This window comes from Acetomicrobium mobile (genome assembly GCF_937920065.1).
Window position 1 is genome coordinate 13309 of record NZ_CALETC010000208.1, and the last position, 20766, is coordinate 34074.

Genomic DNA, 20766 nt, shown 5'->3' on the forward strand with positions numbered 1-20766 from the left:
TTTGATCGCTGTAACAATCCAGTCACGAAGATAAGTCATGTTTACTTTTCTTATTTACTAACCAAAGTCCCAAGGCGACTAAAGATGCGCCAGCGATGTCCCTGGGTGACAAGGTCTCTCCCAAAAGCACAACGGCCGTAGCTGTGGCCGTCAACGGGTTAAGGTACATGAAGACGCCAACTTGAGATGCTGGGAGGACATAGAGAGCATCGTACCAAAATATATAGGCAACCCCTGAGCATAACACGCCTAAAAAAAGTAAGCTTGCCCAAGCCTGCCAAGAAAGCGAAAAAGACATGCCGGAAATGTAGGCGGGGATGTTTGAAAAAAGCCAACCAAAGGACATGACATAAAAAAGGGAGACGATCTGATCTTTTCCCCCGAGGAACTTTCTGGAAAATACCGTGAAGGCTGCCCAGTTGACTGCGCTTAAAGAGATCAATATGTCACCTACCCTTATGCTCTCAGGCATAAGGGAGCTGCCTTCCCCAAGTACCATCAACACGCCTAATGCAGCCGAAAAAAGGCCTATCAATCCTGTTTTGGCGATCTTTTCTTTTAAGAACATCCAGCCTAACAGGGCAATGATCACGGGGGTGGTCGATACAATCCAGGCGGACGTAGCTGCTTGAGCCGTCTTCAAAGCTTCTGCTTGAATTAGGTTATGAAAGGTTACTCCCATAAATCCAAGTATCGCAAGATAAATCAGGTCCTTCGATGGCAGGGATAGGTTAATATTCTTTTTGACAAGTAGCGATACCAGCAATACCCCAATGCCTGCTAAAGAACGTACCCATACTATCATCGATGGAGAAGCTTCTTCTACGGCTATTTTCATAGCTACGAAAGAGGCACCCCAAAACATCGTAGCCAATGCTGCTTTTGCGAAGGCTTTGTATTTTGTTTTTAAGTCCATTGATTCACAAGGCTCCATTCGGCTTTTACATTTTAAGAATTTTTAACGTATTGCCGTCAAAACGACTCTATCATAACTAAAGAATTTGTCACGAATATGTATAACGTATAACAAGAAACGCTCGGCTACAATTATAATAGCCGAACGTTTCTTGTTGCACAATTCGCTTGTAAGTGGCTTAAAATTCCTTATATATCCCTTTTTTGGCTCCACAAACGGGGCATTGGTTTGGAAGTTCATCAGTTACAGTGTGTCCACAAATGGGGCAGATATAAATTTTATTTACTTCGAAGTCTTTGCCTTGTTCTGCGGCCTCCTTTGCTTTCTTGAAAAGCTCGGCATGTATCTTTTCGGCTTCCAGGGCGAAGGTAAAGGATCTAACCGCTTCCTCTTCTTTTTGCATCTTGGCTACTTCTAAATATGCAGGATACATTTGATCTACCTCAAATTCTTCTCCTATGATGCCGCCCTTGAGGTTTTCGGTAGTGTTTTTTAAACCGAACACTCCGCCAGCTGTTACAGGATGGTCTCCTATGTCGCCGTTTAGGACGTTAAAATGATTTCCGGCATGGACTTGCTCGGCGTAGGCGATCGCCTTAAAAAGACGAGCGATGTTGGGAAAACCTTCTTTTTCGGCTACTTCGCCCCAGGTTAAATATCTCATGTGGGCCATGCACTCTCCACCATAAGCTGAACGCAAGAAATCTGCAGTCATAGCGTTTTTTACGGCCATTTTGCAATCCCTCCTCGATGGATTATAATCTAGGCATCATATACAATTTAAAATTAATTCAACTTGCTTGTCAAGATCTCATGGCGAGTGACATTTGAATCTAACAGAGTAAAATAGCATTGAAATTGGTGAGGGATGCTTGAAATATTGGATCAACATTAGAAGAAGCAAAAGAAGAGAAGCTTGTCAAATCTTAAATTGTCGGGGAGGAGTAGAAAATGAAGCAGACCTCGGAAAGCAAGAGCATCGAAAGGGCTTCAATGCATTTTATACTTATGATGGGATTGGTAAGCCTTTTTGGAGATATGGCTTACGAAGGCGCTAGAAGTTCTACGGGAGCCTTTATGGCCACTCTTGGAGCGAGTGCCGGAATAGTCGGATTTGTCGCAGGATTTGGAGAGCTTCTAGGTTATGCGGTGCGCATATTTTCCGGCCACTTGGCTGATCGCACAAAAGCTCACTGGCCGTTGGTATTTTTAGGTTATGGCCTAATTTTATGTGTTCCCCTACTTGCCCTTGCCCCTACATGGCAGATAGCCACCCTATTCATATTATGCGAGCGATTGGGAAAGGCCATAAGAAGTCCTGCCAGGGATGCCTTGCTTTCTTATGCTACCAAGCGCGTCGGAAGAGGTTGGGGTTTTGGAATACACGAGGCCATGGATCAAATAGGTGCCATAATTGGCCCGCTTATAATGTCACTTGCCTTATACTTCGGATTGGGTTTTAGAGGGGGGTTTTCCCTTCTTTTAATACCCGCTGTTTTGCTTTTAGTTGTGTTGACGTTAGTGAAAAGGACGACGCCGGCTCCACAAAAGTTCGAGATGGAAGAAAAAGTAGGTGAAGATGCAAAAGAGGGCAAATTGCCGATGGTTTTTTGGCGATATATGTTATTTGTCTGCTTTGCAGGAGTTGGGCTCATTCCTTTTCAGATAATGGCGTATCACATGAAGACTGGCGCCTTCGTTGCAGACGTAAATATACCAATATATTATGCTATTGCCATGGGCATTGACGCTTTGTTTGCGCTAATCGTTGGGAGGCTATACGACAGCATAGGTTTGAGAAGCCTGCTTTTCGTTCCCGTGTTTACGCTTCCTATACCCTTATTTGCACTTGCCAGAGATCCGATTTCTCTTGCCATAGGAGTTGGCTTATGGGGGTTGGTTATGGCCGTTCATGAAACTATAATGCGTGCGGCCATTGCGGATATTGTTCCTCCGGCACGTCGAGGTACGGCATATGGCATATTTAACGCCGGTTACGGAATTTCGCTATTTTGCGGAAGCTTCATTATTGGGTGGCTTTACGACATATCGTTAGCTTACGTAATTCTTTTCGTGTTGATAGCCATACTTCTTTCTTTTATGACCTTTGTGATGTTCTTGGGAAAATACAGATGATTGAAAATATATCTCTAGTGCAAAAAGCAGGCCACTTTTCTGCCGTCCTTCACCTCCTTTAAAGGAGGTGGGAGCTTACATTTGTCGAAAACATAGGGGCACAAGCTGAAATAAACACAGCCTTCCCAGCTTGATGGAAGCGGTTTCCTTTTGGCCTTGATTTTGATCGGCCTGCCGAGCCTTGGCAGGGCGGCTGAAAGCGCCTTTGTATATGGATGTAAGGGATCTGTGAGCAATAGTGCGGTGGGTCCTTCTTCGCATACCAGGCCTCTATAAAGGACTATGCCCTTTTGTGTGATGGTCTTTGCAAGCAGCAAATCGTGGGTGACAAAGACAAGAGACATACCTCTTTGGTGATAATTTTTTAATTGATTTACGAGGTCCCATCGTGTTGATACGTCCTGCATGGACGTAGGTTCGTCGGCAAAAAGCAACTTCGGATCCGTGATGAGCGCTCGAGCCAGCATTATTCTCTGGCGCTGTCCCCCTGAAAATCCTTGGATCAACTTTCTGTTCCACAGACTTTCTTCTATGCCAAGGTCCGATAGAAGCGCCTTTGCCTTGTTAATTTCATCTTTTTTCAAACTTGAGTGCGTTACAACAAGTGGCTCGAGGACAGCTTGAAGGGCCGTAAGGGTTGGAGGTAAGCCCCCGAAGGGATCTTGTGAGATATAGCCGCAATTACGTCTGATTTTACGAAGCTCTTCGTGGCCTATTTCGTCCAAAGATTTACCAAAAAGGCGCACCCTTCCTTTAGTCGGTTCTATGAGGCCAAGAAGGAGTCTCAGCAAAGAGGTCTTGCCGCTCCCGGATTCCCCAACCAAGGCAAAACTTTCGCCAACTTTCACGGAAAAGGACACGTTTGTCAGGGCCGCTTCAGTTTTTTTGTCAAAAACCAGCGTTACCTTTTCTGAGCAAGCTATTTCTTCTATCAATGTTCTTCCTCCATCATGGATAGGGATCTTATCAAATCAATGGTATGCGGATGTTTTGGACGGTTTACAATCTCCTCGCTACTTGCGATCTCTACTATGCGACTTTGATGCATGACGGATATTTTATCGGCTATAGAGGTGGCCAAAGCCAAATCATGGGTGACGATGAGCATGCCCATGTTGCGTTGTCTCACGATCCTCTTTAAAAGATTGATTATCTCGGCCTGTGTGATGACATCCAAAGCAGTGGTGGGTTCGTCTGCCAGCAGGTAGTCCGGGTTGCAGCACAGAGCCATGGCTATTGCGCATCGCTGTTTTTGCCCGCCCGATATCTCGTGAGGGTACCGGAAAAGAAATTTAGGATCTAAACCCACTTCCTTTAAAAGCTCGCCTGCCCTGTTTATCGCGTCTGCGGGTTTTAGGTTTAAGTGTTCCTCCATCGCCTCGACGAATTGTCTTTTCATTGTCAAGACGGGAGTAAAGGCGTTCATCGTGCCTTGAAGTACCAACGATGCCTTCTTCCATCTGATCTGCCTTTGCTCTTCTTCGGGAAGGCTCAAAAAATCCAGATGATCGAAAAAGACCTTGCCCGATATCTTTGATCCTCTTGGCAAAAGGCCGAGACAGGCGTAAAGAAGGGTGCTTTTGCCGCTTCCCGATTCGCCGACCAAGGCTAAAATCTTTCCGGGCGAAAGGGTCAAAGTGGCTTCCTCGACAGCTTTGACTCCGTTTGGATATGCGACGCTTAAAGAGCGAACTTCCATCATCTTTTCAAGCTCTCCTTCAGTCGCGGATCTGCTTGCTCTTCCAGCTTTCTACCTATGCCCATGAATATCAAGCATATCACTACTATTCCAAACCCCGGCGGAAATATCAGCCACCATGCACCGCTGGTGAAAGCCCCAAATACATGGGCTTCGTGCAACATCCTTCCCCACGAGGGCATTAAAGGATCGGATAATCCAAGAAATGATAATCCCGCCTCAGCCAAGATCGCTCCAGGTACGCCCAGTGCCATTTGAGCAAGCAGCAGGGGTAACGCCTCAGGTATCAAATGCCGCGTTAAAATGTACCTCGTTGAAGCTCCCAGGGCGCGCAAATTTTCAACGTAGGGAGCTTCCCTCAAGGACAACGTCATGGAACGCACCACTCGGGCCGTTCCCATCCAGGAAAAGATGGACAACACAAGCACTATTTGCCATAAGCCTCTTCCCCAAACGCCCGATATGACCATCAAAATGGGCAGGGTCGGTATGGCAAGCAGGACGTCAATGACCCTCATTATCGAAGAATCTATGAGGCCGCCAATATAGCCTGCCAGAAGGCCTAAACCCATTCCAAGTGTAGAAGCTATAATCGTTGCAGAAATTCCCACCAGCAAAGAAATTTTGATACCCGCCACGAAGAGTCGAAACACATCTCTTCCTCTCTGATCCGTTCCAAATAATCCCCATCTACCTACGTGAATGGCCACTTTCAAATTTATTCTCGCCTCCGAGTCGGATTTTACTGTTAATTTGTATTCGCCTCTTTCCGAAAAGACTAAACTTGGAAGATCAACGAAGGGATCCAAACCCAAGTAAAATTTTAAGGGCACGTCCCTTGAGTCGATATCAACATTGAAGTATTGACCGCCTGAAAAGTCTGCAAGTTTATAAATCCGGTCCGGGGTGATAAGCAAAAGAAAGGCTTCTTTTGGGGGGCTTTCGAAGGAGACGGTACCCTCAATTGAAAAGGTCGTAGGAGGTTTATCGTTCCATCGAAATGAAAGAGTCTCTTCCTTTACGTTAAACGATAACGGTCTGGCAGAGCCCAGGTCGAGCCAGAGAGGTTTGGAAAAGGGAGGAGCCACCGCTTCGTTTGCGGGTCCCATGAAAAGAGGGGCCAAAAAGCTCAATAAAATTAAAAAGAATAAAAATAAGGTGCCATAACGTCGCAAGGTCATCGCCTTACCTTTCTAAAGCTTATCCTCGGGTCTACGAGGGTATAAACTACATCCGCAAGAAGGTTGCATATCACGGTTATGAGCGCAAGCAGATAAAAGGCCGCTCCGGCCGCGGGGTAGTCGTGTCCCGAAACAGCCTCGAGCAGAAACTTTCCCACTCCGTGAAGCGAAAAGACGGTCTCCGTTATTACTGCCCCGGATATGACCCCTGGCAGGGAAAGAAAAAAGATCGTTATGATAGGTGGAAGCGCTGTCCTAAAGGCGTGTCTCCAAAGGATTTGACGTTTCTTTAAACCTTTAGCTTGGGCGAGCAAGATGAAGTCCTCACCCAGCGTTTTTACCATCAAGTTTCTTACGTAAAGTGCCCATGATCCAAAGCCAAGCAACACCAAAGAAGCGACGGGTAAAGCCATGTGCCATATCCTGTCAGTCAAAGAGCTCAAGAAACCTACTGGCGGCGGTATGGAGGTGCTTCCCCTGAGCGGAAAGAGGGGAAAGGTATGTGCCAACAATAAAAGAAGTACAAGTTGCACGAAAAAGGAGGGGAAGGAAAAAGAGATCGCTCCTGACATCAGCACGACCCTTTCAGTGAATTTGCCCCTTCCCTTTGCGGCCATCACGCCAAGAAAGGATCCTAAAATGGCAGATAGACAAAGCGAGGGCAAAAGCAGGGCCAATGTATTGGGAAGCCTTTCGGCCAGCTCTTGCCATACCGGCTTTTGTGAGAGGAAGGAAATCCCAAATCTAAAGGTAAGCATTTGCTTGACGTAGATAAAAAATTGTTGGACCATTGGCTTGTCCAAACCGTAGGACCTCAAAAGCTCTTGCTTTGCTTCGGGCGAAAAGCGAGGGTCAAGCAAGGTGCTCGTTGGATCGCCGGGCATCAGTCTAAAAAGAAAAAAGTTGAGCGATAAGACCAATACTATCACTAAAAGACCCGTAAAAATTCTACGAATCCAATAGTTTTCATGCATTTGAGAAATCCATAGCTTAAACTTTTTCAAGGAAGAACTCTCCTCCAATAAAGTTCGTTTTTGTGGAGCTTGACGTATTCTCCCGGCTTGTAGCTCGAAAATGCGAACGGTCCTGTGCCGATGATCTGTTCCTCTGGCAACGTTCTCCAGTCATTTATGCCTGATAACACGTGAGCAGGAAGCATGGGAAGCCCCCCAATTTGGTGCAGGTACCAAAAGCTTCTCTCCAAGAAGGTTATGGCGACGACGTTTCCCGTCACTGTGATGTCATCTACGTCTTTAACGCTATCAAAGTACCTAGGAATGGAATGCTCTCGGATAAATTCTATCGTAGCCTTTACATCATCTGCAGTAAAGGGTTTGCCGTCTTGCCATTGGATGTCCTCTCTAATAATAAAAGACAAACGCGTCCTTTCTTTCCCGCCATCGCCAACAGTCTCAATTTTCCAGCTTTTTGCAAGCCATGGAACGTCTTTTAAGGTGAAAGGATCTGTGCCAAGCAATGATTCGTATATCAAAGAAAGAACTTGCCAGTCGTAGGCGCTGGTTGCAGAGAGGGGGTTTAAGTTGCGGGGTTCCTCAGGCAAACACCAATAAAAGGACTTCCTGTCTTCTTTGTGCTCTAAGGACAAAAAGGAGTATATGTTATCGGGAGTTATATATTTAGATGTCACGGCATTCTCCCACTCCTTTTGCAAGGCCGTTATGTAATACCTTGAATATATCGGAACCTGGGGAACATATTTATAAAGCAACCTTTGGGCTTTTTCGGCGGCGATGTATGCTTCTTTTTCGTCTTTTGCGTATTTAAGGTCCTCTAACGCCTCGTCTAAATCAGGTGCTTTTATACCGCTGATATTGTAACCACCTATTATGTCCATGGAGGAATGATAAAAGGCGTATAAGTTGTCGGGATCGCGAGAGAGCCCCCAGGCTATGACGTAAGCATCAAATTTGCGCTGGTCTAAGCGTGCTATCATCATGGAAAAATCCATGGGTTCCGTTTCTATCGGAATTCCTAAGCTTCTCATGGATTCGCAGATTCGTTCTGCGATCTCTGCCGTGGTAGGAGCCACTTGGGCCATTGGCGTCATGAGTTTCATCCTGGACAAAGGTTTAGTTTGGCCAGGGTAAATTAAGATGCCCTTTTCATTCCAGCGCCAGCCACTTCTTTTAAGTCTTTCTTTCGCCCTTTCGAGATTTGAGTCTGGGATTGAAAGTTCTAATAAATAGGGAGACGCAGGTGGCAAAAAAGAAAAAAGCGGCAAGGCGTAACCTCCAAAGATATCGCGCACAATCTGTTTCCGGTTTACAATCTCCCATATGGATTGCCTGAGCTCCACTCTATCCCAGGGAGGTCTTCTCAAGTTAAGACCAAGATAGAAGGCGTGAAAACCCTCTGCCAGGTAAAGGTTTACTTTATCGCTGTCACCGAGTCTTTTTATGTCGGAAAAGCGAGCTATATCTCCCAATAGGTCCACCTGACCGCCTTCTAGTGCCAAAAGTTGAGCATCGCTATCTTTTATGATTAGACAATAAAGATCTTCAATATGTGGCATGTTAAATTCTTTTAGGGGCGCAGCCGAGGCGGGCGGTAAAAACAGAGCAGCCACAACTAAAACGATCATGAAAGAGCAAAAAAAGTATGCCTTTCCTTGGATTTTATTTTTGCCAAAAGTCACTGGTATACCCTTTAAAGGTGTATTTAACACTCGGGCAGTGGTGCCCAAATGCCTTCAGTTGCATCACGCATAACGGGGCAGTAAACTATCCCCGATTTTCCCGTCCTTGAACAAGCGTTGCATGAGATGCACTCAGAGGGCTCTCTATTGCCATCAATCCAGCGATTGATGAGGTCGGGCTCTGCGATCAGCGGACGCGATAATGCAAAGCCGTCAGCTACGCCTTTATCGTAAAAATTGGCCATTACCTCAATAGAGCGCAAACCTCCCACGAGGATCACATGCGTACGCCCCTTTATTCGTTCCCTTATTGCCCTGGCCTCTTCGGCAAAATAACCCTCGTTTTTTCCTGCTATTATGCCTGTTCGAGAAGGCGTGAGGGTTTCGTTTCCGTAAAAGGTTCCTCCTGAAACTTCAATGGCGTCAACTTTTGACTTGGCTAACTCTTCAGCCAGCCTTATTCCTTCCAAACTTGTGTAGCCTTGTTGTATTCCTTCCATCACGGATATCTTGACCCATAGGGGAAAGTCATCTCCAGCGCGGTAACGAATTTCTTCTAAGATCTCAAAGATTATGCGTGCCCTTTTTGCGATATCGTCTCCGCCGTATGCATCTTTTCTTTTATTAAAGAGGGGAGACAGAAATTGCGTCAAAAGAAAGCCGTGAGCTAAATGTATCTGAGCGCCATCGGCGTTTGAGTCTTTTGCGCGTACAGCTGCTTTTGCAAAGTTAGAGATAGTTGAATGAATCTCAGAAACGGTCATCGCCCTACAAGATGTTCCGGTTTTTGGGTTTTTAACGTCCGAGGGCGCCAAGGCAGGTTCACCTTCTTTTGCTTTGAAAGCACCTGCGTGCGATAACTGAAATAATATTGGACATCCTGCTTCGTGTACCTCATTTACTAACCTGCTAAGTTCGAGAACGTCATCGTCAGAGCATATGGAAAGCTGACGAAAAGAGGCTTTGCCTTCTACGTTTACGTAAGCGTGTCCAGTTATAATCACTCCAACGCCGCCGGCGGCAAGTTCTTTATACCTTCCTATTAAAGCGGAAGAAGGATTACCCGTCTTTTCATCAGCCCCTGACAAACATGTAGCGGACCGTATGATTCTATTTTTTAAGCCTACTTTTCCCAGCATTACCGGCTTAAAGATGATGTTTTCCATTGATGACACCTCTTATCCCTCCTTTTCTTAAGGTGTCTCTATGCTTAGATTATATGTCATTTCGCAATCCTTTGATGTAAAATATAAAATTGAAAACGACTGAATAACTTTTTTGAATACCATCGAATAAAAAGAGGAGATAGATATGAAACGTTATTTTGCGGGCATAGATGTTGGTTCTTCTGCGATCCATAGTGCTATCTTGGATGAATTTGGCAGAGTTGCCTATGTGTCCCCTAGCGTTCCTCATTTTGGCACTCCCTTTGATAGGCTTGCCGAAGTGTGGAAAGATCTCGTGGCGAATTCTGTTGATGGCAAAATTGTCTCTACGGCTTTTACGGGCATAGGAGCGCAATATTTCAAAGACGTCTTTCCAGAACTATTATTTGATTATGAGAGCGTGACAATTCCAAAAGGAGCCTCGCTTTTGTGTCCCGATGTGGTCTATATCTTTCATATGGGTGCAAAGGATTCTTACTTTTTTAAGGTGGGCCATTTGGGAGAAGAGATTAATTTGCTCGAGTGGTCGGCCAACAGCAAATGCGGGGGCGGCTCGGGCACACTGATCGAAAAGCAGTTGAGGCGTCTCTACCTCAAGGAAGACGAATTGCTTTTTAACTCAAGCAGTGCCAAGGAAAAGATGGAGTTAATGCAGAGCTTATATGAAATGGCAGAAGAAGACCTAGCTATGCACGGCGTAGCACGAGGTTTTAATGCTCGATGCGGAGTCATTATACAGTCGGATTTGATACACGAGCAAAACGAAGGCGCAAATCGGGATTACTTGGTGTCGTGCCTTTACGCTACAGTTGCGCGAAATTATAGAAATGATGTCGTTGGCGTGAGAGATTTAGACCAATCGGCGCCTTCCATAGCAACTGGAGGCGTTTTTGCAAGCGACTATCTATTAAAGCGAGTTCAAGATCTTTTGGGATTATCTTTAAAACGACCAAAGCATTTTAGAGCGGTTGCTGCGATTGGCGTGGCCCTTGAGGCCATCGAGAAAAACAACACCTACGTTATGGATTTTTCAAAGCTCGAGGAGATTACCTCCTTTGTTAGAGGCAAGCGTCCCTGCGCACCACCGCTTCACGCTTATTTGGATAAGGTTCATGTGTATGATGGAGAGATAGAAGATGTAGAAGTTAACGATGTTAGAAATGTGACCATCGGTGTAGATGGGGGCTCGACCACGACCAAGGCTGCCGTAGTGGACGTTTCCACCGGGGAGCTTTTGGACAAAATATATATAAGTACCCATGGAGATCCAGAAGGGGCGTTAAAGGAAGTTTTCAGATATTTGTCGAGAAGGGCAGATAACTATAACGTCTTGGGCGTATGCACGACTGGGTCGGCCAGAAAGTTATATGAGCGAATCCTCGTAAGTCGCGCTAGAAAGGAAGCCTTGGAAGCGGAAGGCTACTTCGTGCTCGACGGCGCCGTAGATGAAATAACATGTCATGCTGTTGGCATTAAATTTCATGATCCTGCCATAGATACCATCTTCGAAGTGGGTGGACAGGACATGAAGTTTACAACCTTTAAAGTTACAAATGGAGTTTCAACCGACGAAATCGAAGAAGCGCGCATGAACTATTCTTGTCAAGCTGGAGCTGGCCAAACTCTTGAGAATATGGCTCAACTTTTGGACCTCGATGTCAAATCGAGCTTGCAGGAAGCCGCGTTGAAGGCCGATATCGTGCCTTTAATAGATTCTACCTGCGGTGTCTTCATGGAAATGGAAGAAAACAGGCTCATATCAGAGGGCTTTACAAAAGAACAAATCGCTGCCGCGATCATTAGGTCTACAGCTGCAAGTTACTTCAATAAGTTTGTGGGAGGTCCGCAGCACGTCAAAAACAAATGTTCCTGTCAGGGCGGTCCGGCTCTGGGCAAGGCTTTTCTGGCGGCCATGGCTCAAGTCACAGGCAAAGATATTTATGCCTACCCTCACAGAGAGCTTTTTGGAGCTTGGGGGGCGGGTTTGTTCTTGCGCAATCAAATCTTACAACTTCAAGAGGAAGGCAAAGAAGTGTGCTCGGCCTTCAGGGGATTCGAAGTCGTGGATATGGTCTTTGAGAAGCGCGACGTCATGTGCAGCGATCACTTCGGTCCTCTCTCTTGTGGGATGAGAAATTGCAAGTTAAAGGTGTTCTCGATTGGCGGGGAAGAGGTGATAACTGGAGGCTTTTGCCCCAGGGGAAATAGCGAAGGAATGGGGCAAAGCAGGAAGGATTACGTAGAGATATACCATAAATTGCTTGAAAAACATTTTGATGGTGTCTTATATGAAAATCTTGACGCAGACAAGCAGCCTGATTTGCCAACCGTGGGCATACATAGGGGCGGAGCAACCTTGGGAGATCTGGGCATATGGACATCGGCGATCTTTAAAAAGCTTGGCTTTCTCCCAGTGCTGACTCCCAAGTCAAATGACGAGATAGCTCAAGTTGGCATAAACATTTCTCCGACAGAGTTTTGCATAGCTATGAAGCTTGTGATAGGTCATGCAGCGTTGTTGCATCAAGATAAAAGAATTAAGCATCTTTTTAACCCCTGTTTCATCGAAGAGGTAAGGCCCATAAAGCCCCATCGTAAGTTCTGTATTTACACGGAAGCCGAAGGGTTCTTGCTTCAGGACATATTGGGAATAGAACCTGAGAGGGAGTTTTTGAGTGTTCTTTACTTAAATGACGAAGAGACAACTGCTAGGGCATTGCTCGACGAATTTCGCAGGCTAGGCTATGATTTTACCCTTGATGATATCTTGGCAGCGATATCTTATGCCAATGAAAAACTAAAGATCTTTAAAGAAGAGCTTTACCGATATGGAGACGAGTTTTTAGAGGAGCTCGAAGAATCTGGGGAAGTAGGATTTGTTGGTTTGGGCAGAGATTACGTAATATTGGATCCTCAAGCCTCATCTAACTCCGGATCCATGTTTTCGAAGCAGCGTGGCATGAGGTACATCCCGCAGAGTTTTTTAGAGAAATATTTCAAGGACATCCCAATCGATGAGCTTTCTTACAACGAATATTGGTATCAAAATGCCCATATCCTTCAGGCTGCTATATACACGGCAAGAAACCCAAAACTTTTTCCGATAAGACAGATGAACTTCGCCTGTGGTCCTGACTCTATGAAGTTTTACCATGAAAGCGAGATCTTTAGGAGGGCAGAAAAACCCTTCCTTCATCTGGTGACCGACGCTCAAACTAATAACGCTCCCTTCGTCACTCGAGCCGAAGCTCATGAGCGAGTTGTGCAAAAGGCAAGACCTAGAAACGATCTGTCCTTATCGGATTTTGTCCTCTTTCCTCACGATAACGAGAAGGAGAAATTAAACTTGGGGTCTCGCATATGGCTTATACCTTACATGGGAGAGGCAAGCCGCTTGGGTGCCGCTGTTTTAAGGCATTATGGCGTGACTGCTATGGCGATGCCTACGGCTACACCTGAATCTAAGGACGCAGCAAGTCGGTTTATAACGACTGAAACGTGTTTCCCCTTGCGAGGTGTGATAGGAGACGTCATGGCAACCATAGAGGATTTGGCTCAGGAACGGGGCAAAGAGTGGGTCATAAACAACATCGTAATATTTTTGCCAACTACCTCCGGTCCGTGCAGATTTGGCAAATACGGAGAAGTGCTGAAGATATTTTTAAAACAGGAAGGAATTGATCGCGTTCCCATAGTGAGCCCTTCCACGGACAGCAGTTACATAGAGATTGAAGCTCCAGAGCAATTCGGTGGGACCTTAAGCAAGGCCAACGCCCTTTTAAACGTATTTAGGGCAATCAAGATGGCCGATATGGTTGACGATTTAATTCGTAAATTTCGCCCTTACAGCGACGATAAAAAAGCCTTCGATGAATTATGCTCACAGCGCATGGACTTATTGGAAAAGTTGTTGATTGAATGCGGGGCCTCATATTCTGTCTTAAAAAAGTGGACTAAAGAGACCATGGACCTTTTTTTAAAGGAGGTGCCTAAGGCAAAAAATCACTCACTGCCCCTTGTTCTTTACGTGGGAGAAATCTACACGAGACAACACGATCCCTACACTGAATACGTCATAAAACGTTTAGAAGAAGAGGGATTGGAAGTAGTTAGGGGAAGCATTACGGAGTGGCTTGAATACATAAATTACTTAACAATTAGAGAGGACCCCAAGTTTGCCTACAAATTTGCTCAATTTTACATGGAATACGCAGATTGGCGCTTTAAGCGAATCTTTGGCGAAGTTGCAAAAGAGCGCAAGGTCTTGCCCAAGCCAAACGTCATCATTGAAGACTTGCAGGAAAGCAGGCGCTATCACGGCGATATTACGGGAGAATCTCCATTGGTAATAGGGATTTTTTTGAAGTTTTTGCGCGGAGAGTTGCCAGGCAATGGGCAGAGGGTGTGCGGGATCTTCCACGTTGGCCCCTTTACCTGCATGCAGGAGGGCGTAGCAATGGCCAAGATGGACGCCATGTTAAAAGAAGAGGCCAAGCGCGATCCGAACTTGGTAGTTCCCATGGTTCACGCTTTTTTTGGAGATTCGGCCAATACTAATTTAGAAGCCGAGATAGCTGCCTTTAGGGAGCAGTGTCGCCTTAAAGCTAAGATGAATCATCCTTTGGATCGCGGCAAAAGAAGGATAAGCCCTGCCATAAAGGGAAATCTCGTCATTCAGGAAGAGTCCTCACGCTGAGGAAAAGCGCGAGGCTGTAGCTAGATTTACCGGTTCACGAATACGCCTTCAAGAACGGATTCAACGTCGTGAACCGGTGTTTTTTGTTGACATACATGCTATATACTGCTACTATCCGCTATGTACTGACGAAGGGGAGGAGTGCAAATGAATCGCGCTCAAAGATTAGAGGCCATTAAAGGGATTCTTGAAGAGGCAACCTCGCCAGTGAGCGGTTCTTATCTTGCAGAGCTGTTTGGTGTTAGTCGTCAGACGATAGTCCAAGACGTAGCACTGCTAAGAAACCAAGGCTTTGAGATAGTTTCCACGCCATCTGGTTACTTTCTCGATAAGGTCAAAAAGATACGCGAAATTATCGCTGTTCGGCACACTAAAGAAGAAGTTTTTGACGAGCTGCTTGCGATCGTGGAGGCGGGAGGGAAGGTACTTGACGTGATGATAGACCATCCACTGTATGGGGAGCTTAAAGGCAGCATTGGAGTTGCTTCAAAGGAAGAAGTGATGCGCTTCGTCAGCATGCTCGAAAGCTCAGGTCAGGAGCCGCTGCTTTCCCTTACAAGGGGTTTTCACTTGCATACCATAGAAGCGGACAATGAAGAAACGCTAAAACGTATAAAAGAAACTTTGAGAAAGCTGGGTTTTCTTTTTCTAGGTTAAAAACTTGAAAGGTTGTGATCCTTTTGACCAGAAAGGAAAAGTGTTTAGTTGTTTTTGCCCTATTTCTTGGGATCTGTAATGTAATAGTGCCTTATTGTTTTCTTCGCGAAGGCGGATCCTTCGTCTTTTGGACGTCGGTTACTGCCTTTGTGCTCATAACAGGCACGATATATACAAAAAATTGGAGCAAAGGAGAAAGGAAAGAACTATGACCGCTTCCTTTTTGATGTTCAGCATAGGCATTTGGTTTATCGTTGGTACGTACATTTCTTACACATCTCGACAAAAGGGCAAGGTTGATTTGGAAGATTATTTCTTGGGGAGTCGAAGAATTGACGGATTTATTTCAGCGATGACCTATAGCGCAACCACCTACAGTGCCTTTATGATGGTTGGTCTTGTAGGGCTAACTTATCGCTATGGCGTAGCAGCCCTCGGATTTGAGCTGATATATCTTATGGGCACGGTGATTTTGTTGCTCTTGTTTGCTCCCAGATATTGGGTTGCTGGGAAGAGACATAATCTCATTAGCCCTTCTGAGCTTTTAAGTTTTAGATATGAAAACAAAGGCGTCGGAGCCATTAATTCCATGCTGTGTCTTGTAATGCTCATACCTTATGCCTCGGTTCAGCTTATGGGTGCTGGTTATCTCGTTGAAACGTTATCCGACGGTTCTTTAAGCTACACCACGGGAACCGTGATTGCTGCAATTGTAACCTTCGTCTTTTGCTGGTGGGCAGGATTACGTTCCGTTGCTCGCACAGATGCCTTCCAGGCTGTAATAATGTTGATAGCAAGCTTCTCACTTCTTGGCTACCTCGTGTTTGAATTGAAAGGCGTCGGGTTTTACCGCACTCTTATCCGAGAAAGAAGTGATTTGCTTAGCGTAAACTGGCCGCCATCCTTTTTCATCGGGCTGACGTTGCCATGGGCGTTTTTCGCCATAACAAACCCACAAGTAGTTCAGCGCCTCTTCATACCAAAGGATAGGGCTAGTATGAAAAAAATGATCCTAGGCTTTTCCTACTTTGGATTTATTTACACATTAATATGCTGTGTTTTAGGGTTGATGGCGGCTCTTTTGATCCCGGGTTTAGACCTCCCCGATAACGCCATGCCCATGTTGTTAAAGCAAGTTCCAGCTTCGATCTCAGTCGTCGTCTTCGTGAGCATTATGGCTGCGGCGGTATCTACAATGAATTCCATAGTTTTAACCTTGAGCAACATGTTCGGAAGGGATTTGCTCAAAGCTTTTTATCCTGAACTTTCTGAGGAGAAAGAATTGGCGTTTTCGAAAATAGTCATAGTGGTTCTGATAGCCGCCTGCCTATTATTTGCTCAATTGAGGCTTGATTTAATCGTTGTGTTGTCATCTTTAGCATCGGGAGGTCTGTTAGTGCAGTTGCCCTCTGTCTGGGGAGCCTTTTTTTGGCGAAAAGCTACGGCGAAGGGTGCGATGGCAAGCATATTATTTGGCGGAGTGACGGTGGGATTTTTGACGCTCGCTAACTATAAATTTCTGGGCCAATGGCCAGCCGTGTGGGGGCTTTTGGTTGCAACCGCTAGTTTTATCCTGGTAAGCCTAAAGACAAAAGCGCCTAGCACGGCTAAACGCTTCTTGGATGGCCTAAAGGAAGAAATGCTGGCGAAATTTTAGGTTTGGCCTTTGAGGATCATGTCTCTTTTGTGAGGTTTTGTTCCTTTGAAGTGACATCATATAGGGTCTTCATTTATATTTCCGTTGAGCCTCGCATCGTCTGTGGTAAGATATCTAACGAGTGCAAAAGGAAGGAGTGTCGCTTTTTGCTCGTGCGCACACACCTTTGGCTTTCGGGGAGAGTTCAAGGGGTGGCCTTTAGGTATTACGCGACGATTAAAGCTAAAGAGTTTGGAGTTGCCGGTTATATAAAGAACCTTGGCGACGGCAGGGTCGAAGTCGTGATTCAAGGAGAGTCAGAAAGCGTTAAAAGAATGATTAGTTGGTGTAGCAAAGGACCACCTCATGCTATCGTCGAAAACGTAATTTTAATTTACGAGGATCCCGACCCGGGGTGTGTTACCTTTCAAGTGGAAGGTTGATTGATTAAATGAAGAAAATATCTGTTTTTGGCGCTGGCAGTTGGGGCACGGCATTAGCTAATTTACTCGGCGAAAATGGGTATTCTGTGACGCTTTGGTGCAGACGACTAGATCAGGCGCGTGCCATCAACATGAGGGGCGAAAACCCCAATTATTTAAGAGGATATCGCATATCTCCCAATGTCATGGCCACTTCCCAGATTGAGGAGGCCATGGGGTCATCTAAATGGGTGATAGCCTTGCCTACCCAAGCTATAAGAGGCTTTTTAAACAAAGTTGCGGGAAAGATGACAAAGGTACCAGACATATGTAACGTTGCCAAAGGCATCGAAATTGAATCCATGTCCACTGTCAGCGGGATCGTCAAAGACGTTTTGGGCGATGTTACTTATTCTGTCTTGTCTGGGCCAAGTCATGCAGAGGAGGTAATTCAAGGTCTTCCAACTGCTGTAGTAGTGGCCTCCTCGAGTTTTGAAGTTGCAGAGCAGTGGCAAACAATCTTTTCTCGCCCTAATTTTAGGGTTTATACTTCAAACGACGTTAGTGGCGTAGAGATAGGAGGAGCCGTCAAAAACGTGATCGCTATAGCTGCTGGTATTGTAAAGGCGATGGAGTTAGGCGATAATACTTTGGCTGCTCTGGTTAGCCGTGGGTTGGCTGAAATAATGCGATTGGGTGCAAAGACTGGCGCGAATCCTCTGACGCTTTCAGGGCTTGCCGGCGTTGGAGATTTAGTCGTGACTTGTTTTAGCGATCATTCCAGAAATATGCGTTTGGGTCTTGCTATCGGTAAGGGCAAAACCATGGAGGATGCTTTAAGTGAATTGGGACAAGTAGCGGAGGGAGTTTTTACCGCTAAGGCCTTGAAAAAAATGGGCGAAAATGTGGGAGTAGAACTTCCAATTGTTGATGTGGTGTATGATATATTGTACAATAACCTTCCGCCAGCCGAAGCCTTGAGAACTTTGCTATTGAGAGACCCTAAGCCTGAGTTGCCTCCAGCTATGCAATGGATGTAAAATTTAACATGATGTTGTTTTTAAAGCAATTTCAACAAAATTTAGGAGGGATTATTTATGGCAAAAGCGGTTGTTGATAAGGATGTTTGCATAGGATGCGAAGCTTGTGTAGGCGTTTGTCCGGCAGAGGCGATAAGCGTTGTAGATGGCAAGGCTCAAGTAAATCCCGATGATTGCATAGAGTGCGGAGCCTGTGTATCCACCTGTCCTGTTTCGGCAATATCTCAGTAGGGTGTTCATTTTTAGTGTCTTGAGGGCCTAGGTGACTAGGCCCTTTTTTGTGAGGGTAAAGATGATCAAAGATAAGTTATCTAGATCTTGTGATGTTTTAAGGCTCTTCAGGGAAAATGGATTTGAGGCTTACATTGTCGGAGGAACGGTCAGAGATCTCATATTAGGATCGCGCTTTACTGATGTGGATATCGCAACGTCTGCTCAACCAAAGGATGTAATGGATATTTTCCCTGAGGCCAAGATAGTGGGCAACGAGCCGTTTTGCACCTTGGTCATTCCTCAAGAAGGATGGACGATCGAAGTAACGCCCTTTCAAGGGGATACTTTATTTGCCGATCTTTCTCGGAGGGACTTCACCATAAATGCCATGGCGATGAATTTCGTCGGAGAGTTGATAGATCCCTTCGGCGGCCTCCAAGATATAACAAAAAGAATCATTCGTTTTACAGGTTCTCCGGGAGACAGGATCAAAGAAGATCCCATACGGTGCATCAGGTTGTTTCGCTTCGCGTCAACTTTAAAAGGGTTTAGCATTGACGGTCCTTCGATGGAAGAAGCAAAAGAAAGTCTGCCTTTATTTGAAAATATACCGCCTGAGCGGGTTGGCAAGGAAGTTTATAAAGTTTTAAGAGGAAGCCCCTTTAGGTTCTTGGAACTCTTGCATGATACGGGGTTTTTAGCTCCGGTCTTACCTCAAATCTATGCCCTTAAAAACGTTTCACAAGACCCATATCTTCATCCTGAAGGAGATGTGTATGAACATACAAGGTTGTGCATAAAAAACGCCGAAATACTGACGAACAGAATCGATGTACGGGCCGCCGCATTGTTTCACGATATAGCAAAACCAAACACCATAAAAGAGGAAGAAGGTCGAATACGATTCATCGGCCATGAAAAAGATGGAGGAAAATTAGCTAAAGAGATAATGACTCGATGGGCGTGGCCCAGTTATTTCGTTAGAAGTGTTGCAGCCATGGTGAGATGGCATATGGTTCCCCTAATTTCTTCAGCACCCAGGCGAATACCTAAACTTTACATGCAGTATGGGAGATCCTGGCTGGATGGCCTGTTTTTGCTTTCCTACATCGATATAACCTCAAGTAACGGAGACTATACTAACTGGATGGAAAACCGGGAAATAGCCCTGTCTTGTGTCTTTAAGTTCTCTGGCAAGAGAAAGTTGATTTCCGGGCGGGATGTTATGGATATCCTCAATATAGAACAAGGTCCCGAGGTTGGGCGGATTCTTTCCTCGATTTACGAACTAATGGCCAGGGGGAAGATCAAAAGCCGAGATGATGCCCTTAATTACCTCAAGCATATGATAAAATATAAATAGTAATGGATAGCCTGAAGAGAACAAAATTAATAATCAAGCGGGGTGATTGCAAATGGCATGGAATCCGAGAGAAATAATGAAAGAGCTTGAAAAAAACATAAAAGAAGTTGGGAAAGAAAGACCTGAGGTTCAAGCTTTCCTAGAATTTACCGGTAAATTGATGGCGCCGAGTGCATTGGATTTGAAAACTAAGGAATTGATATCTGTAGCTATAGCTGTATACATTAAATGTAAGTACTGTATTGTGACACATGTTTATAATGCCTTGAAAGCTGGAGCCACTGAAGATGAAATCATGGAGGCAGCCTTGGTGGCTGTTCAATTTGGCGGGGGTCCTGCAATAAGCCATTGCGTTACCTTAGTGAATGAAAGTATCAAGGAATTTGCCCATGAATTTGAAAATTAGACCTTAGCACGATAAGTTTCTTCGGACCGGGGTTAAAGTTTAAATTAATCACAAGGTTATTAAAAAACCGCCTTTCAACCTGAGCTTAAAGGACGGGTTGAAAGGCGGTACATATTTCAGCGGGCAACTTTCAATAGTCCTTGTGTTCCCACGTATACCTTTGCGATGGCACGCATGAGGGGAGATGTGGATAGTATGGAAAAGGAAAACAAAATAAGGATAACCTCACAGTATTGGTTAAATCAAGTGAGGGCTCGCGGTGGGCATTTTATGATTTTAATACGCACTAATATAGCTGGATGATGAATGGCCTACGTGGGCCCGGCGGGCCTGATAGGTCGTCCCGATGAAGGTGAAGAAAGCGACTATTTGCCCTGTAGCGTGGAAGGAGCTAACGACATTACCTGTTGGATGCATAAAGATGTAATAGAGCACTTAAAAGAAGTTAAGCCTACAAGGGAAGGCGATTATTTATTTGCTTGTGAAGGGGCAGGAAAGCTGCGATTTAAATTTTGTGATGCAACTTAGTGAAGTGTGATTTTATTTGTGCAAAGGGCTCTGCATGAAAAACAAATATTC

18 protein-coding genes are annotated in these 20766 nt (G+C 45.3%); 10 read left to right on the forward strand and 8 right to left on the reverse strand.

The genetic code is table 11. From position 1 onward, the window contains the following. Positions 1–22 precede the first annotated feature (22 nt). Positions 23–916 carry a DMT family transporter gene (locus Q7P41_RS08090; protein WP_303883345.1) on the reverse strand — a complete coding sequence of 298 codons (894 nt, stop codon included), beginning with the start codon at positions 914–916 and terminating at the stop codon, positions 23–25. Positions 917–1094: 178 nt separating this feature from the next. Then, positions 1095–1649 carry a rubrerythrin family protein gene (locus Q7P41_RS08095; protein ID WP_303883346.1) on the reverse strand — a complete coding sequence of 185 codons (555 nt, stop codon included), beginning with the start codon at positions 1647–1649 and terminating at the stop codon, positions 1095–1097. A gap of 218 nt (positions 1650–1867) precedes the next feature. On the opposite strand from Q7P41_RS08095, the gene Q7P41_RS08100 reads away from it, so the two are divergent. Then, entirely contained in the window at positions 1868–3052 is a 1185-nt protein-coding gene (locus Q7P41_RS08100; RefSeq protein WP_303883347.1) for an MFS transporter, read from the forward strand. Positions 3053–3066: 14 nt separating this feature from the next. Here Q7P41_RS08100 and Q7P41_RS08105 read toward each other — a convergent pair whose 3' ends face one another. From Q7P41_RS08105 to Q7P41_RS08130, 6 genes are read right to left on the reverse strand one after another with little or no spacing between them, the layout of a single operon-like run. Beyond that, positions 3067–3987, reverse strand: coding sequence for an oligopeptide/dipeptide ABC transporter ATP-binding protein (locus Q7P41_RS08105; protein ID WP_303883348.1), 921 nt, complete (start codon positions 3985–3987; stop codon positions 3067–3069). Then, positions 3984–4754 (reverse strand): ABC transporter ATP-binding protein, encoded by a 771-nt coding sequence (locus Q7P41_RS08110; protein ID WP_303883349.1) that lies wholly within the window; start codon positions 4752–4754, stop codon positions 3984–3986. Before Q7P41_RS08110 ends, Q7P41_RS08105 begins: the two co-directional genes overlap by 4 nt. After that, complete coding sequence (locus Q7P41_RS08115; RefSeq protein WP_303883351.1) at positions 4751–5932, reverse strand: ABC transporter permease; 1182 nt, start codon at positions 5930–5932, stop codon at positions 4751–4753. The genes Q7P41_RS08110 and Q7P41_RS08115 overlap by 4 nt, the downstream gene beginning before the upstream one ends. After that, positions 5929–6906 (reverse strand): ABC transporter permease, encoded by a 978-nt coding sequence (locus tag Q7P41_RS08120; protein WP_303883380.1) that lies wholly within the window; start codon positions 6904–6906, stop codon positions 5929–5931. Before Q7P41_RS08120 ends, Q7P41_RS08115 begins: the two co-directional genes overlap by 4 nt. 26 nt (positions 6907–6932) lie before the next feature. After that, positions 6933–8588: an ABC transporter substrate-binding protein gene (locus Q7P41_RS08125; protein WP_303883352.1), complete on the reverse strand. Its 1656-nt coding sequence runs from the start codon at positions 8586–8588 to the stop codon at positions 6933–6935. Between the two features lie 23 nt (positions 8589–8611). Further along, positions 8612–9754, reverse strand: a complete 1143-nt coding sequence (locus Q7P41_RS08130; protein ID WP_303883382.1) for an NADH:flavin oxidoreductase — start codon at positions 9752–9754, stop codon at positions 8612–8614. Between the two features lie 145 nt (positions 9755–9899). Between Q7P41_RS08130 and Q7P41_RS08135 the strand changes: the two genes are divergently transcribed. The 9 genes from Q7P41_RS08135 to Q7P41_RS08175 all read left to right on the forward strand — a co-directional run bounded on the left by Q7P41_RS08135 (position 9900) and on the right by Q7P41_RS08175 (position 20715). Further along, on the forward strand, positions 9900–14450 hold the full coding sequence (locus Q7P41_RS08135; RefSeq protein ID WP_303883354.1) for an acyl-CoA dehydratase activase-related protein: 4551 nt from the start codon (positions 9900–9902) through the stop codon (positions 14448–14450). Positions 14451–14597: 147 nt separating this feature from the next. Beyond that, positions 14598–15107: a transcription repressor NadR gene (locus tag Q7P41_RS08140; protein WP_303883355.1), complete on the forward strand. Its 510-nt coding sequence runs from the start codon at positions 14598–14600 to the stop codon at positions 15105–15107. A gap of 208 nt (positions 15108–15315) precedes the next feature. After that, a complete protein-coding gene (locus tag Q7P41_RS08145) occupies positions 15316–16764 on the forward strand; it encodes a sodium:solute symporter family protein (RefSeq protein ID WP_303883356.1) in 1449 nt (482 codons plus the stop codon). 152 nt (positions 16765–16916) lie between these two features. Continuing rightward, positions 16917–17186, forward strand: a complete 270-nt coding sequence (locus Q7P41_RS08150) for an acylphosphatase (RefSeq protein ID WP_303883383.1) — start codon at positions 16917–16919, stop codon at positions 17184–17186. 8 nt (positions 17187–17194) lie between these two features. Then, on the forward strand, positions 17195–18205 hold the full coding sequence (locus Q7P41_RS08155) for an NAD(P)H-dependent glycerol-3-phosphate dehydrogenase (RefSeq protein WP_303883357.1): 1011 nt from the start codon (positions 17195–17197) through the stop codon (positions 18203–18205). Between the two features lie 57 nt (positions 18206–18262). Next, positions 18263–18436 (forward strand): 4Fe-4S binding protein, encoded by a 174-nt coding sequence (locus tag Q7P41_RS08160; protein WP_303883359.1) that lies wholly within the window; start codon positions 18263–18265, stop codon positions 18434–18436. A gap of 61 nt (positions 18437–18497) precedes the next feature. After that, positions 18498–19781: a CCA tRNA nucleotidyltransferase gene (locus tag Q7P41_RS08165; protein WP_303883361.1), complete on the forward strand. Its 1284-nt coding sequence runs from the start codon at positions 18498–18500 to the stop codon at positions 19779–19781. Between the two features lie 52 nt (positions 19782–19833). Next, the gene (locus tag Q7P41_RS08170; RefSeq protein WP_303883362.1) at positions 19834–20187 is read left to right on the forward strand and encodes a carboxymuconolactone decarboxylase family protein; all 354 of its coding nucleotides are present in this window, start codon (positions 19834–19836) and stop codon (positions 20185–20187) included. A gap of 306 nt (positions 20188–20493) precedes the next feature. Further along, positions 20494–20715, forward strand: a complete 222-nt coding sequence (locus Q7P41_RS08175; protein ID WP_303883363.1) for a trimethylamine--corrinoid methyltransferase — start codon at positions 20494–20496, stop codon at positions 20713–20715. Positions 20716–20766 lie beyond the last annotated feature (51 nt).